The organism is Bradyrhizobium sp. INPA03-11B (assembly GCF_040446015.1).
Lineage (GTDB): Bacteria > Pseudomonadota > Alphaproteobacteria > Rhizobiales > Xanthobacteraceae > Bradyrhizobium > Bradyrhizobium macuxiense_A.
On the sequence record NZ_JASGSR010000076.1, the window covers coordinates 1 to 14,030 of the forward strand.

Here is a 14,030-nt window from a genome sequence, read left to right on the forward strand (position 1 = left end):
GATCATCACCATGCGCGTGATGCCCGACGAGGATTTCGGCTACAAGGTCACCAAGGTCTCGGTGCGCGGCGAATGCTTCGACGGCGGCGTCGAGGGCGTGCCGTGGGAGCAGCGCAAGCCGTATGACGAGTTCGACTACGGCTATGTGCTGACCGTGCACAAATCGCAGGGCTCGCAATGGGACGACGTCGTGCTGTTCGACGAGAGCTTTGCGTTCCAGGACTCGCGCGCGAGGTGGCTATACACGGGCATCACGCGGGCGGCGAAGCGGCTCAGCGTCGTGGTGTGAGGCCCGATCCCCCGTCATTGCGAGCGAAGCGAAGCAATCCATCATCCCGCTTGCTGAGACATGGATTGCTTCGTCGCTGTCGCTCCTCGCAATGGCGGGATAGCCAACTCACCGGTGGGCGGCCGCCGGCCTAAGGTCTTGCGCGACCGCGATTTTATTCACGAAACCGTGTGGCCGGCGCCGTAACAAAACGGCCCCTCGCCCGTATTTTGAAGCGTCGGAGCAGTTCGGCCCGGTTTGCCAATGCCGGCCTCCGCTCTAGACTGGCCCCCAATTGCGATCCCACGAGGAACCCATGCCCAAGAGCTCCCTCAGCCGTCTCTCGCTTTGCGCCGCCGCGATCGGCGCGCTGGCGGTCGCCGCTTTTGCCGTTGCGCCCTCGCTTGCCGCCGAGGACGCCGTGGTCATCCCGCCGCCGGCGGCGAGCGCGCCTGAAACCGGCATCAAGACCGCGGTGCTGGCCGGCGGCTGCTTCTGGGGTGTGCAGGGCGTGTTCCAGCACACGGCCGGCATCGTCAGCGCGGTGTCCGGCTACTCCGGCGGCAGCAAGGCGAATGCCGACTACGAGAAGGTCTCGACCGGCACCACCGGCCACGCCGAGTCGGTCGAGATCAAATACGACCCGCAGAAGATCTCCTATGGGAGGATCCTGCAGATCTTCTTCTCCGTCGTGCACGACCCGACCCAGCTGAACCGCCAGGGACCGGACAGCGGCACGCAATATCGCTCGGCGATCTTCACCACCAGCGACGAGCAGAAGAAGGTTGCGGACGCCTACATCGCCCAGCTCAACGCCGCCAAGGTCTACAAGAAGCCGATCGTCACCAAGGTCGGCGCGCTGGACGCGTTCTATCCGGCGGAGGGCTACCACCAGGACTATCTGACGCTGCACCCGAACCAGCCCTATATTGCGTATAACGACATCCCGAAGGTCGAGAACCTGAAGAAGATCTTCGCGGAGAACTACATCGAGAAGCCGACGCTGGTGAGCAGCACCAAGGTCACCAACTGAGCAGCTCGCAAAGGAGGTTGAATGTCCGATACCAAGACCGACGGCAAGGTCCGCAAGAGCGAAGCCGAGTGGCGCAAGGAATTGACGCCGATGCAGTACGCCGTGCTGCGTGAGAAGGCGACCGAGCGGCCGTTCACCGGCGAATACGAGCATGATCCCCGCAAGGGCACCTATGTCTGCGCCGGCTGCGGGCAGACGCTGTTCGAGTCCGACCAGAAGTTCGATTCCGGCTGCGGCTGGCCGAGCTTCTCCAAGCCCGCGATCGAGAGCCATGTCGACGAGGAGCGCGACATGAGCCACGGCATGGTCCGCACCGAGGTGCTGTGCTCGAAATGCGACGGCCATCTCGGCCATGTCTTCAACGACGGCCCCGGCCCGACCGGACTGCGCTACTGCATCAACTCGGCGGCGCTGAAGCTGAACGAGAAGAAGTAACGGCCTCCGGGCCTGACGGGCCGAATAATCCACCGGCCCGTCGAACGTTTGATCCGCCCCGCGCGACCAAGAACCGGTCGCGCGGGGTTTTGTTTTGGCGCGGCCATCCTTCCGCGCGCCTCAACACAAGGAAATTTTGATGTCACGGATTCCAGGAAAGCTTTTGTTCGGTTTCGGTCTTGCCAGCTTCATCATCGGGAGTGCCGTGAGCATGCCGGCGTTCGCCGCCGACAAGATCTCGCTGTTCAAGATCATCACCTCCAAGGACGAGATCGTCATCGGCCTGACCGATGCCGATCTCGCTGCGGTCGAGGGCCAGAACGCGGGCGGCATCGCCAAGATGCTGGTCGCCAAGGGCTCGATGAGCGTCTGGCAATACGCCGTGCACAAATCCGCCTCCGGCGATCTCGAACAGGCGCCGCTGCACAAGGTCGGGCTGATCGCCCATGACTCGCTGCGGGTCGAGCCCTATCCGACCCCGCTGAAGGTGCTCCCGATCGACGAAAGCAAGAAGTGACGGCGAAGCCGTCATCCCGGGGCAGTGCCAACGGGTCGGCGCTTTCCGCCGCCGGGTGACAGGCTCCGGACTGAGATTCCCCAATTCGCAGTTGCGAATTGGGGTTCGATGCCGCGTATCGCCCCGAAATGACGCCGAAGTTAACGACTCGCGGGCCGGAATGTGCTTTGCTTGGAATCCGCGGGGCCATCGGCGTCTCGCCGTGCGGCTGCCGCCTGTTCTGAGGAGGGCGCCATGTCGCTCGGATTGATCCTCATCATCCTCCTGCTGGTCATCCTGCTGGGCGGCTATAGCGGCCGGATCCGCGGCTATGGTTATGGTCTCGGCCACTCCGGAATGGGGCTTTTCGGGGTGATTTTGATCGTGGTCGCGATCCTGGCCTGGCTCGACAAGATTTAACGGTCATAAGCTATTGAAATAAGTAGATTTATTTGACCGCGCGCCGTGCCATGCGCGGATTCAGCATGTGCCCTGCCGGGGGCGCTTCTGGGGTCGCATTTTTGTCAAAGAGGCCTATATTAGGGATCGAAATGACATGTACGGCGCGCCGCCAAGTACAGGCCGCCGTCCCCCAAATCCCTTTCGCCACGCTAACTGCCAAGAACACAAGAGGTCGTCGACCATGCGTCCCCTGCGTCCGTTCAACTACAATACGTCTGCCGAACTGTTTCCCGCCGCGATCCGCAAGAAGAAGCGGGCGGGCTTCGCGTACCGCCGTTTCGGCACGGCTGCCGAAGCCGTGCAGTTCGCGATGGAGCAGCTGCCGGCGGATTCGCTGAACGGCGCCTATCTGCAGGTCGAGGAAGCCCGTTTCGACCAGAACGGCATCCGCTCGCTCTATGAGAGCGAGGCGTTCCCGCTGCCGCGCCGTCCGCGCCCCGCCGCCAGCCAAACCGACGCCGACGCCGCATAAGATTTCTGCTCATCGCCTAACGAAAAGCCCTCGGACCGATCCGGGGGCTTTTGTTTTGGGGGCTGCGCTCCCTCGCCCCGTTCTTACGGGGAGAGGGCTGGGGTGAGGGGCTGTCACCGCGCAAACGGCGACAGCTGTGTTTGCGGAAACTCCCCCTCACCCGGAACGCATCTAACGATGCGTCGTAGCCGAGGCTTTGCCTCGGCGTTCTTGGGAACGGCCGCCGAAGGCGGCCTATGCCTCTCCCCGCACGCGGGGCGAGGTGAAGCAGAGTCCATCGTTCGATCGAAGTACTCTCGTCTCGAGCTAGAGCCGCGGCTGCCTGTCGAGCCAGCGCCGCAGCATCCGCACATTGCGGATGTTGGCGCGGAACATGACGTCGAAGGCGTCGCCCGCCACCGGCACCATGCCGACCACGCCATCGACGGCGACATTGGCGAGCATCCGCGCGGTGATGTGCCAGGGCGCGCCCAGCAGCCGGGCCTCGCGCACCAGCCACAGCGAGATCGCGGTGGTGATGAGATCGCCGACCACGGGGATCAGGCCGATCAGCCCGTCGATGCCGTAGCGGACATTGGTCCCCGGAACGACAAAGGCGACGTCGAGCAGCTTTGCGATCATCTCCAGCCGCGCGAGCCGTTCCTCGCGCGTCAGATTGCCGAACGGATTGGCGCTGGAGTTGCGGACGTCGAAGCTGAAGCCATCCTGAAAGCCTTGGAACTGCGGATGCAGCGAACCATCGGGGACTTCGCGCCCGTCCTGATCGATCACCTTGCCGCGCGCCTGCGCTCCGCCGAAGGGCGGCCGCGATCGCGTGGCGTGGGGCGTGAAAATGTCGTCCTCGGGCATGGCCATCACATGGTAACGCAGGCAGGCGGTTCAAGTTGCGTCACATTACCACTGTGTCACGTTCGAGGCTGTCACGCGCAAAGCCATCACGTGCCGCGCGCCGCCGACGGCGTCAAGCCGAAGCAGCGGTTGAAGTAGGACAGATCGTTGAAGCCGCAATCGAAGGCGATGTCGCTGATCCGCCGCTCGGTGTCATGGACCAGCAAGTCGGCAGCCTTGCTCAATCGCAGTTCGGTCAGCCGCATGGTGAAGCTGGCCCCCGCCTCGTAGAGCAGCTCGTTGACATAGCGCTCCGACAGGCCGGTTGCGGCGGCGAGCTTGTGTGCGGAGAAATCCGGCTCGGTGAAGCGCTTCTCCAGGATCATCAGCAATGACTTCAGCCGCACCGCGCGAAGTCCGCGGCGTTGGGCGGCGGCCGCAAGATCGCCGCGGGCGCCGAGGCCGAGCGCTGCGAGATCCAGCAGGTGCGCGGCGATGGCGAAGCCGGCCTCATCGACCGCGTCAGGCGATTGCAGCAGCAGGTCGCTATAGTCCATCGCCAGCGACAGCGCGCCGCCCGGCGCGAGCTCGCGGCCGACCAGGTCATCGACGCCGGCGACCATGGATCGCAAGGTCGCCATCGGCAGATGGACATTGGTGAAGCGCTTGTGGTGCGCGCCGTCGGCGGTGAAGAACGGCTCATCCAGCTTGAGCAGCACCATCGCGCCCGGCCGCATCTGGAATTCGCGGCCGCGATGGGTCACCGTCGAAGCGCGGTCGCCGGTGTTGCGCGCCAGGCAGTAACGGTCGTCATTGGTCGCCAGCACCTGGCGCCGCTCGCGCCGTACGGTGGTGAAGCTGCCGTTGCAGCGGCCGAGCAAGGTGGTGCCGATATGGATCGAGTTCATCGTCGCGCGAAACGGCACCACAGGTGACGGGTCGAGCTCGCCGGTGTTGGAGAAATGCTCGAACAATTCGGCGAAGAACATGTAGCGCTGCCGCTCGCCGAGGCCTGGCGGCAGCATGTCGGTCGACAGCCTTTTCTTGATGACGGACATCGGAAGGACAGGACCAAGGTGCAGGCCGGCAGTCTGGCCACCACCAGATGAACGGCAGATGAAACCTACCATCTCGTCGGCGGTCTGTGCACAGCGCCGGACAGTCCAAGTCCGGAATTCTCCGGCGCTTCCCAGTCCAAGACGCGCGTGCCGCGAGGGGCTTACCGATGGCGCCGGGCTCGCAGCCAGGAAAGACAGCTCAAAGTGAGCCTCCGCACACAAGCAGACCAGCCAGAGGAGACCATGGGATGAAGACTTCCGCGATCCGCAAGGTGTTGCTCGGGATTGCGATCACCACCAGCATCGGGATCGGCTATGCGATCGGCGCCCAGCCGCACATGGACGAAAGCCTTGCGATGCTGCAATCGGCCCGCGCCGAACTCACCAAGGCAACGCCGAACAAGGGCGGCCACCGCGAGCGTGCACTCGGCCTGATCGATCAGGCGATGGGCGAAGTGCGCGCCGGCATCGCGTTTGCCGGCGGGGGCTAGTTCACTGACGAATGACTTTTGACATCAGCAGAGGACGATACTCATGACCAGATTGATTGCGGCCGCCTTCCTTCTCGCTACGCTCGGCAGCGCCGGCGCCATGCCGCTCGCACCTGTGACCCCCACCCAGAATCCCGATGTCATCACGATCGCCGGCGGCTGCGGCGGCGGTTGGCATCGCGGTCCCTATGGCGGCTGCCGCCGCAACTACGCACGGCCGTGGATGCACGCCTGTCCGCGCGGCTGGTATCTCGGCCCGGGCGGCCGCTGCCGCGCCAACGGCACCTGATAATTTGAGCACGCAGGCCTTTTGCATCACGCGAGCGGCGGACGGAAACGTCCGCCGCTTTTGTTCGCAACGATCGGCGAAGCGCGATTTCGCGCGAAGCGGGCGCCGGTTCACGCCGAGGGTGAAGGCCGCGCAATTCGATGTTCGTCTCGCCTAGAGCATGATCCGGAAAAGTGCGAAGCGGTTTTCCGAAAAGATCATGCTCAAACAACGAGCCAAAGCGCGATGACGATTCAACCCAATCTCATCGCGCTCTAGAGCATGATGGCATTAAGTTCGATAGCCTGAATTTTTGAGGTAGTTGGCGCATTCCTCGGAGGTGAAGGCATCGAGTGCGGGGCCGATTGCGGTGCAGACCGCGTCGACGGTTCGCGCGGCAGCTTTGCGGAGCAGGTGCTTGAGCTTGGCAAAGACCTGTTCGATCGGGTTCAGATCGGGCGAGTATTTTGGCAGGAAGAAGAGTTTGGCGCCGACTGAACGGATGATCTGGCGAACTGCTTTGCTCCTATGGCTGCCGAGGTTATCCAAGACGACGATATCGCCGGGTCGAAGGACGGGCAGAAGAACCTTCTCGACATAGATGCGAAAGCTCACGCCATCGATCGGCCCCTCGATGAACCATGGCGCATCGATCCGGTCGTGGCGCAAGGCCGCCAGGAAGGTCATGGTCTTCCAGCGGCCGTGGGGAACCCTGGCGTGAAGTCTGCGCCCGCGCGGTGCCCATCCCCGCAAGGGCGCCATATCGGTCCTGGTCCAGGTCTCGTCTATGAAGACCAGCCGCTCAGCTTCGACGCGACCTTGATACTTTGTCCACTGGGCTCGCCGTCGCGCGACCTCGGGTCGATCGCGTTCGCCAGCCGCCACGCTTTTTTTGAAGCTGAGCTTCTCGGCATGCACAAAGTCCCATACCGAGTGGTAGTCGACCTTCAAGCCGCGACCGGCAAGCTCGGCAACGAGACCGCGGATGGTGAAATCGCCGTCCCTGATCCGCTGCGACAGCCAAACTGCGTGCTCCCCCGAAACCGCCTTCGGCTTGTGACCACCCATCTGGCCAGGCTCAACGCTGCCGGTCTCCTCGACCCGCTGCATCCAGCCGATGGCAGTGCTGATCGCGACCCCAAATTGTTTGGCCGCCCGATTGCGCGACATCCCGCCCTCGATCGCGGACACGACACGCTTACGGAGATCCAGAGAATAAGGCTTGCCCATCCATGCTGGCCTCCAACCCAGCCAGCATGGTGAATCAGAAATACATTGATTTGGGAATCCCAAATCGATTCAACCTAACCCCATCCCGCTTTAGTACACGCCCTTGTTCATGGTTCTGAGCCGCTGCGCCAGCGTCCTCATCACCTTGAGAGCGAAATGCGGCGTCTGGCTGACAAGGAAGAGAAACTGCTTTTCCGAGACCGGGACGAGTTCGACATCCGTCAGGGCCGTGGCCGTCGCACTCCTCGGCTCGTTGTCGATCAATGCCATCTCGCCAAAGATCGTGTCGGGCGCAAGGTCCGCCATGGTCTTGTTGCCGACCTGGATGCGCACGTAGCCGCTCTTGATCACGAAGAGCTCGTTGGCCTGCTCACCCTCGCGAAAAATAACGCCGCCGGCCCGGACCAGGCGGGTTTCGATATTGTTGCCCGTCAGAAGGCTGAAGCTTGCATCTGCCACTCGAAATCCCTTTTCTGCGGTTCTGGCTAAAACAAATGCGCGAATAGAAAGTAGAGAACGCCCGAGATCAGCATCGCCACCGGCAAGGTCAGAACCCAGGCCATGGCGATGTTGCGGATCGTCGACCATTGCAGGCCGGATCCGTTTGCAGTCATGGTGCCTGCGATGCCGGACGACAGCACGTGCGTCGTCGATACCGGCAGACCGTAGCCGTCCGCGGCAGCGATGGTCGCGGCCGCCGTGATCTCGGCGCAGGCGCCCTGCGCATAGGTCAGGTGGGTCTTGCCGATCTTTTCGCCCACCGTCACGACGATCCGTTTCCAGCCGACCATCGTGCCGAGGCCGAGCGCGATGGCGACCGCGATCTTCACCCAGGACGGAATGAATTTGGTCGCGGCATCCAGCGAGCCCTTGTAGCGATTGAGCGTCGCGACATCGGCATCGCTCAGGCCATTGTCGCTGCTCTTCATGAGCAGGCGAAGCGCCTCCGACACCAGATACATATCGTTGCGCGTGTTGCGAACGGTCTCGGCGGGGAATTTGGCCAGCGAGCCGTACTGAACGACCTGGTCTCTGATCTCGCGGACGAGGACGGCGAGTGACGGATAGGTGTCGTCGGTGAGCTGCCGAAGCGCGATGTAGTTCGTCACCGCCGGACGCGGGTCGCCGGTCACCTTGCGATCAGCGCCCTTGTCCTCGACGACCTTACTCGCCGCAGCAGAATTCGTGGTGAATGCCTCGATCTGGTTCGCAGGCATCGCGCGGTTGAGCGCGTAAGCGGTCGGGACCACGCCGATCAGGATGAGCATGATGAGGCCCATGCCTTTTTGACCGTCGTTCGAGCCATGAAAGAAGCTGACCAGGGTACAGGTCAGGATCAGGATGCCGCGAATCCACCATGGCGGCGGCTGGTCGCCTTGCGGCTCGCCGAACAGCGCCGGTGTCGCGCGCAACAGCGCGGTTTTCAGGCCGTAGAGCAAGATGGCAGCAAGCAGAAATCCGAACAGCGGCGACAGCAGCAGCGCCTTGCCGGTGTTGACGGCCTGCGACCAATCCACGCCGGACGTCCCTTCTCGTCCGTGCATCAAGGCGTTCGATATCCCCACGCCCATGATCGATCCGATCAAGGTGTGCGAACTGGAGGCCGGCAGTCCGAAATACCACGTGCCCACGTTCCAGATGATGGCGGCGATCAGAAGCGCGAACACCATGGCGAAGCCGGCGCTGCTGCCGACCTGAAGGATCAGTTCGACCGGCAACAAGGAGACGATGCCGAAAGCGACGGCGCCGCTGGAGAGAAGCACGCCGATCAGATTGAAGAGGCCTGACCAGACGACGGCAATATGCGCCGGCATCGAACGCGTGTAGATCACGGTCGCGACGGCGTTTGCGGTGTCGTGAAAGCCGTTGACGAATTCGAAGCCGAGCGAGATCAACAGAGCGACGAACAGCAGCAGGAACGCCGCATAAGAGGTCTTGCCGGCGCCCGTGGCGCCAACATCCGCATAAATGCTGTAGGCCACGAACAGCAGCGCGGCGCCGATCACGCCGAGATAGATGATGCCGGTGAGCGGATGAAAGCCCTTCTCGAGATCGGGACCCCTGCGCCGCGCGGGCTCGATCGAACCAGGTAACGCCACATCGCTCATGTGATTTGCCCTCATGGCCGCGGGAGGACAAAAGCGGCCATGTGACATTGGGACTACGTTTACATGACGTACATGTGACAGTTGTGTGAAGGCGGCCCAGCCAAGCCTTCAGCGGGCGTCTAATTCATTGATACGATTACCCGAACAGCGAAGTTATCGCCGACGGAGTACCCCTAGTGCTGCGATACCGGCTGCGCCGGCGCGTGCAGCTCTTCGGCGTATCTGTGTGCCAGCCAGGACGTGATGACGCCAGGTATGAAGCCGACCAGCCCGTACAGGATGAACTGCACCGGACCGCTCTCCGACCCGTGCGAGGCGTAGGTCAGCGCCGCGCCGACAAATGCCACCGCCCCGACGATCAGCATCCGCAGCAGCGGCGAGATCCGTCGCACATGCATCAGGATGTCGTCGATCGCACCGAACATCAGCGACGGCACGATGCCGAACAGATAATTGTATTGCAGCGACTTCACGAACACGACGAGCAGCTTCGCCACCTCGCCGCCATTGGTGTCGGTCCAGTAGCCGGACTGATAGGTGGTCATGAGCAGCAGCAGGAAGCCGCCGATGAACGGCCCAATAGCTGCGAAGATCAGATAGCGTTTCATGGCGTGCCCTTGCCCGACGTCAGGCGAGTGTAACGCAGTCACGCAACGGTTCTAGGGAAAATCGAAAGCGCCCGGAATGTTCCGGGGCTGCGCGTCGGATGCGCTGCAACAGTCGGACGTCGCTGCGATACGGAATCGCCCGGACAGAGCCGGGCGATGACATCGTGAGACCGAAGTGAGTGTCGAGGCCGCTACTCACCCCACGCCGCAAACGCGTCGTTGAAGGCCCGCTCGCCGGGGGCACCCTTTTCGATCGCGATGATGGCGCGGCGCTGGTTGGTGTAGACCAGCGGCACGTCGAACCAGGAGCGCTCCTTCAGGAGCTGCAGATTGCGCGAGCGGTCGGCGTCGACGTTGGAGAGGCCGACCAGGAAGAAGCCGTCGGTGACCTTGACCGCGAGGCCTGCCAGCGGCGTGCCGCGCGCCTGCTCGTTGGACTTCATCAGGATGCCCGGCACGTTGCCGACGCCGCCATTGGCGAAGTCCTGCGGCAGGATGAAGGTCAATTCCGCGGTATGGCTCGCCGGCAACGATGAATCGGTGTTGCGGCGGAACGACATCGTCATCTTGAACTTGCGATCGGGGATGTCGATGTCGGCGCGCACGGCGATGTCGGGCTTCTGGTTGCCCGATCCCTTGACCTGCTCGGTGCGCCAGACCACCGAACCGACATACTGCTTGCCCTTCGGATCCGAGGGATCCTCGTCATACAGCACCACCCGCTGCGCCACCGGAGCGACCGGCTCGCCCGACGAGGGCTGGCCGACGCGGTCGGTGATCTTCTTGCTCGACGGCGTCGCCGAAGCATCCTTCGGCGCCTCGACGGGAGCGGAGGGTTTGAACAGGGTGCTGACATAGGTCAGGGCCGGCTTGCCCCAGAGGATGCCGGCACCGACCAGGATCAGCAGGATGCCGATCACGATCGCGGTCTTGAACGGGAACATCGACCCGACGCGCGGCCGCTTCGGCTCACGATCGGCGTTGCTGACCCGCGACCGCGGCGGCGGCGCCTGGGGCGGCTGCTGCGGGGTGTAGCGCTCCGCCTCCTCGATCGAGTCGTCGTAAGAGTACGGCGCCTCGGGATCGCCGCCGCGGTTCTCCAGGCTCGGCTCGAGCCGGTCGAATTCCGGCGAAGGCGACGGCACGTTGGCGTAGGTCTTGCGCGCGTTGCGGCTGGCCTGTGCTGCGGCACGGCCGAGATCGTCGGCGTCCGCGGTGATGTCGCGGAAACCGCGGACACCCGGCGCGGCCGGTGGCGGCGCGCCTTCGGGACCGCGGCGCGGCGGAGCCGGCCGGGCCTGGGAATCGGGAGCGGACGGAACCGGCGGATTCTGTGGCCTCGGCGGGGCCGGCGGCGGCGCATCGGGGCGCAAATTGCGCGGCGGGCGCGGTTCGGCCGGCGGCCGCGGGCGCGCGGCCGTGTCGGCGGCATTGGCCTCGGGCGGCCTGGCGTTTGCCTCCGGCGGCCTTGCGCTTGCCTCCGGCGGCCTTGGGTTGGCGCGGCGCAACGGGTCGCTGCTGCGGGCGGCGGCACCGGGGCGCGAGGCCTCGCGGGCGCGCTGCGCGGCCTCGGACTCGACCTTGCGAACCGCCTCTTCCAGCGACAGCCGTTCGCGGGTGATCTCGGACTCGGAGAGCGGCGGCTGCACCCCGCGGAGCTGCTGAATCAGCGCCGTGCGCGCCCGCGCGTACAGCGCACGGCGGGCTTCGCCGGGGGCGTTGGGGTCCAATCCGGCGATGGCACGGGCAATCAGCGGGTAGTAGTCAGCCATTTCCACACAATTGGAGGGATATAGGTAATATCCCGTTAAGCCTCGAACGGATTCTGTACCAGAATAGTATCTTCACGTTCCGGGCTGGTGGACAGCAGAGCGATCGGACACCCGACCAGTTCCTCGACCCGGCGGACATATTTGATGGCCTGGGCCGGCAGATCCGCCCAGGACCGCGCATTGGCGGTCGGCTGCTTCCAGCCCTCGATGATCTCGTAGATCGGCTCGACGCGGGCCTGCGCGCCCTCGCCCGCCGGCAGATGGTCGATTTCCTTGCCATCGAGCTTGTAGCCGATGCACACCTTGATGCTGTCGAACCCGTCGAGAATATCGAGCTTGGTCAGCGCCAGCCCGGCAATTCCGCAGGTCCGGACAGTCTGTCGCACCAGCATCGCGTCGAACCAGCCGACCCGGCGCTTGCGCCCGGTGTTGACGCCGAATTCCTTGCCGCGACGGCCGATTTCCTCGCCGATCTCGTCGTTCAGCTCGGTCGGGAACGGACCCTGGCCGACCCGTGTGGTGTAGGCCTTGCAGATGCCGAGCACATAGCCGACGGCGCCGGGCCCAAGGCCGGTGCCGGTCGCGGCCTGCGCCGCCACGGTGTTGGACGACGTCACGTAGGGATAGGTGCCGTGGTCGACGTCGAGCAGCGCGCCCTGCGCGCCCTCGAACAGGATGCGCTTGCCCTCGCGGCGCTTGAGGTCCAGGAGCCGCCACACCGTCTCGGCATAGGGCAGAAGCTTCGGCGCCAGCGCCGACAGCTCGGCCAGGATGCTGTTGCCCTCGATCTCCGGCAGATTGTTGCCGCGGCGCAGTGCATTGTGGTGCGCCAGCAGGCGGTCGATCTTGTGCGGCAGGGTGTCGAGGTCGGCGAGGTCCATCAGGCGGATGGCACGGCGGCCGACCTTGTCCTCGTAGGCCGGGCCGATGCCGCGGCGGGTGGTGCCGATCGAGGTGATGGCGTTGGAGGATTCGCGCAAGGAATCGAGCTCGCGGTGCAGCGGCAGGATCAGCGTGACGTTCTCGGCGATCCGCAGATTGTCCGGTCCGACCGCGACGCCCTGCCCCTTCAGCTTGGCGACCTCGTCGAGGAAGGCCTGCGGATCGAACACCACGCCATTGCCGATCACCGCCAGCTTGTTCGGGCGCAGCACGCCGGAGGGCAGCAGCGCCAGCTTGTAGGTCTCGCCATTGATCACGAGCGTATGGCCGGCATTGTGGCCGCCCTGGAAGCGCACGACGATGTCGGCCTGTTCCGACAGCCAGTCGACGATCTTGCCCTTCCCCTCGTCACCCCATTGGGCGCCGACGACGACAACATTGGCCATTGCGAAGATGTTCCCTTCAGGTGTTTCAGAGACCATGATCACGGCGAAAACGCGTCCGCCCACAGCGATCATGCATTGATATGCCCAGCCCAAATCACGGCGCCCGGCCGCGCACACGCAAGGCGCCTACCGGATAACGGAAGCGGGTCGGCTGCGCAAGCAAGAACGGGGTCATTTACGCCTTTTAGACGAGCTACAACCCTTTGATATCCCCTGAAAATTCCTTGCTGCGCCCGGCCACGCCGGGCTGGCGCGAATTTAATGTTACGGCCATGTGACGCCAGCCGTACCGCTGCGCGTGCTTGCTAATTGATCGCAGGTCCAATTGCGGCGATCATTCACCTGGGTTAACCGGCGGGGCCCATGCCCAATTCGACACAAGCGACGATGGCGCTGCGGAAGCTAGGCATTGCCTTCAAGCTTCACACCTATGTCTACGATTCCAATGCCGAGAGCATCGGGCTGCAGGCGGCGGAGGCGCTCGGGGTCGACCCGAACCGCATGCTCAAGACGCTGATGGCGGAGGTCGACGGCAAGCCGGTCTGCGCCGTGGTGCCGTCCGACTGCGAGGTCAGCATGAAGAAGCTCGCCGCGGCCCTCGGCGGCAAGTCAGCCAAGATGATGCGGCCGGCCGATGCAGAGCGGCTGACCGGCTATCATGTCGGCGGCATCAGCCCGTTCGGCCAGAAAAAGAAAGTGCCGACGGCGATCGACGAGACCGCGCTGACCCACGTCACGGTGTTCGTCAATGGCGGCCAGCGCGGCCTGCAGATCGAGATCGATCCGAACGACGCCGCGCTTGCCGCCGGCGCCTCGATGAAGGCGCTGGTGGCGACGCAGGACTAGAGCTTCGGCTCCGATTGAATCAAAGCCGAAGCTCCGGCTTCTTGTTTTGACGCGTTCTCTTCACGCGAACCGGTGCCCACTTCGCTCGAGAACGCTCAGCGCGATCAATGCGAGGACTTGTCCCTGGTAAACTCCGCGCCAACGTAGTCGGACAGGCCGGTCAATTCCTCTGCCGAAATATCGTTGACGTTGAGCCTGAGCTGCATGATCGCAAGGTCGAGCAGATGTGCGGCAAAGCTTGCGCCGGCCGCCGTCACGATGCTGCGCTGTTCGATCAAGACAGCGATGACGTCGCGCAGACTGCGCACTTGCACTTGATCCATGGCC

The 14,030-nt window shown here is 63.9% G+C and carries 18 protein-coding genes; 9 read left to right on the forward strand and 9 right to left on the reverse strand.

Going from position 1 to position 14,030, the window contains the following annotated elements; genetic code table 11:
- The 6 genes from QMZ05_RS27040 to QMZ05_RS27065 form a co-directional block, all read left to right on the forward strand.
- Positions 1-289: ATP-binding domain-containing protein (locus QMZ05_RS27040; protein WP_353703527.1), on the forward strand; the 289-nt coding region annotated here is incomplete at its 5' end.
- A 295-nt stretch (positions 290-584) separates the two neighbouring features.
- On the forward strand, positions 585-1,301 hold the full coding sequence (msrA, locus tag QMZ05_RS27045; protein WP_353703528.1) for a peptide-methionine (S)-S-oxide reductase MsrA: 717 nt from the start codon (positions 585-587) through the stop codon (positions 1,299-1,301).
- A gap of 21 nt (positions 1,302-1,322) precedes the next feature.
- On the forward strand, positions 1,323-1,736 hold the full coding sequence (gene msrB, locus QMZ05_RS27050; protein WP_353703529.1) for a peptide-methionine (R)-S-oxide reductase MsrB: 414 nt from the start codon (positions 1,323-1,325) through the stop codon (positions 1,734-1,736).
- Between the two features lie 139 nt (positions 1,737-1,875).
- Positions 1,876-2,253 carry a hypothetical protein gene (locus tag QMZ05_RS27055; RefSeq protein ID WP_353703530.1) on the forward strand — a complete coding sequence of 126 codons (378 nt, stop codon included), beginning with the start codon at positions 1,876-1,878 and terminating at the stop codon, positions 2,251-2,253.
- A gap of 234 nt (positions 2,254-2,487) precedes the next feature.
- Positions 2,488-2,652 carry a DUF3309 family protein gene (locus QMZ05_RS27060; RefSeq protein ID WP_074131060.1) on the forward strand — a complete coding sequence of 55 codons (165 nt, stop codon included), beginning with the start codon at positions 2,488-2,490 and terminating at the stop codon, positions 2,650-2,652.
- Between the two features lie 223 nt (positions 2,653-2,875).
- On the forward strand, positions 2,876-3,166 hold the full coding sequence (locus QMZ05_RS27065; protein ID WP_016844322.1) for a hypothetical protein: 291 nt from the start codon (positions 2,876-2,878) through the stop codon (positions 3,164-3,166).
- 306 nt (positions 3,167-3,472) lie between these two features.
- Here the strand turns inward: QMZ05_RS27065 and QMZ05_RS27070 are convergent, their stop codons facing one another.
- On the reverse strand, positions 3,473-4,021 hold the full coding sequence (locus QMZ05_RS27070) for a DUF4112 domain-containing protein (protein WP_353703531.1): 549 nt from the start codon (positions 4,019-4,021) through the stop codon (positions 3,473-3,475).
- Between the two features lie 80 nt (positions 4,022-4,101).
- Positions 4,102-5,052, reverse strand: coding sequence for a helix-turn-helix domain-containing protein (locus QMZ05_RS27075; protein ID WP_353703532.1), 951 nt, complete (start codon positions 5,050-5,052; stop codon positions 4,102-4,104).
- Positions 5,053-5,300: 248 nt separating this feature from the next.
- On the opposite strand from QMZ05_RS27075, the gene QMZ05_RS27080 reads away from it, so the two are divergent.
- On the forward strand, positions 5,301-5,543 hold the full coding sequence (locus tag QMZ05_RS27080; protein WP_353703533.1) for a hypothetical protein: 243 nt from the start codon (positions 5,301-5,303) through the stop codon (positions 5,541-5,543).
- Positions 5,544-5,586: 43 nt separating this feature from the next.
- A complete protein-coding gene (locus tag QMZ05_RS27085; protein WP_353703534.1) occupies positions 5,587-5,832 on the forward strand; it encodes a hypothetical protein in 246 nt (81 codons plus the stop codon).
- A 270-nt stretch (positions 5,833-6,102) separates the two neighbouring features.
- Here QMZ05_RS27085 and QMZ05_RS27090 read toward each other — a convergent pair whose 3' ends face one another.
- The 6 genes from QMZ05_RS27090 to QMZ05_RS27115 form a co-directional block, all read right to left on the reverse strand.
- On the reverse strand, positions 6,103-7,041 hold the full coding sequence (locus QMZ05_RS27090) for an IS630 family transposase (protein ID WP_353703535.1): 939 nt from the start codon (positions 7,039-7,041) through the stop codon (positions 6,103-6,105).
- A gap of 90 nt (positions 7,042-7,131) precedes the next feature.
- Positions 7,132-7,629 (reverse strand): cyclic nucleotide-binding domain-containing protein, encoded by a 498-nt coding sequence (locus QMZ05_RS27095; protein ID WP_353703536.1) that lies wholly within the window; start codon positions 7,627-7,629, stop codon positions 7,132-7,134.
- Entirely contained in the window at positions 7,527-9,149 is a 1,623-nt protein-coding gene (locus QMZ05_RS27100; protein ID WP_353703537.1) for an inorganic phosphate transporter, read from the reverse strand. Before QMZ05_RS27100 ends, QMZ05_RS27095 begins: the two co-directional genes overlap by 103 nt.
- A 173-nt stretch (positions 9,150-9,322) precedes the next feature.
- On the reverse strand, positions 9,323-9,757 hold the full coding sequence (locus tag QMZ05_RS27105; RefSeq protein ID WP_353703538.1) for a DUF5413 family protein: 435 nt from the start codon (positions 9,755-9,757) through the stop codon (positions 9,323-9,325).
- Between the two features lie 191 nt (positions 9,758-9,948).
- Positions 9,949-11,529: a hypothetical protein gene (locus QMZ05_RS27110; protein WP_353703539.1), complete on the reverse strand. Its 1,581-nt coding sequence runs from the start codon at positions 11,527-11,529 to the stop codon at positions 9,949-9,951.
- Between the two features lie 35 nt (positions 11,530-11,564).
- The gene (locus tag QMZ05_RS27115) at positions 11,565-12,857 is read right to left on the reverse strand and encodes an adenylosuccinate synthase (RefSeq protein ID WP_279708973.1); all 1,293 of its coding nucleotides are present in this window, start codon (positions 12,855-12,857) and stop codon (positions 11,565-11,567) included.
- A gap of 363 nt (positions 12,858-13,220) precedes the next feature.
- Between QMZ05_RS27115 and ybaK the strand changes: the two genes are divergently transcribed.
- Positions 13,221-13,703, forward strand: a complete 483-nt coding sequence (gene ybaK, locus QMZ05_RS27120) for a Cys-tRNA(Pro) deacylase (protein ID WP_353703540.1) — start codon at positions 13,221-13,223, stop codon at positions 13,701-13,703.
- A 104-nt stretch (positions 13,704-13,807) separates the two neighbouring features.
- Here ybaK and QMZ05_RS27125 read toward each other — a convergent pair whose 3' ends face one another.
- Complete coding sequence (locus tag QMZ05_RS27125; protein WP_050423265.1) at positions 13,808-14,026, reverse strand: hypothetical protein; 219 nt, start codon at positions 14,024-14,026, stop codon at positions 13,808-13,810.
- Positions 14,027-14,030: the final 4 nt, after the last annotated feature.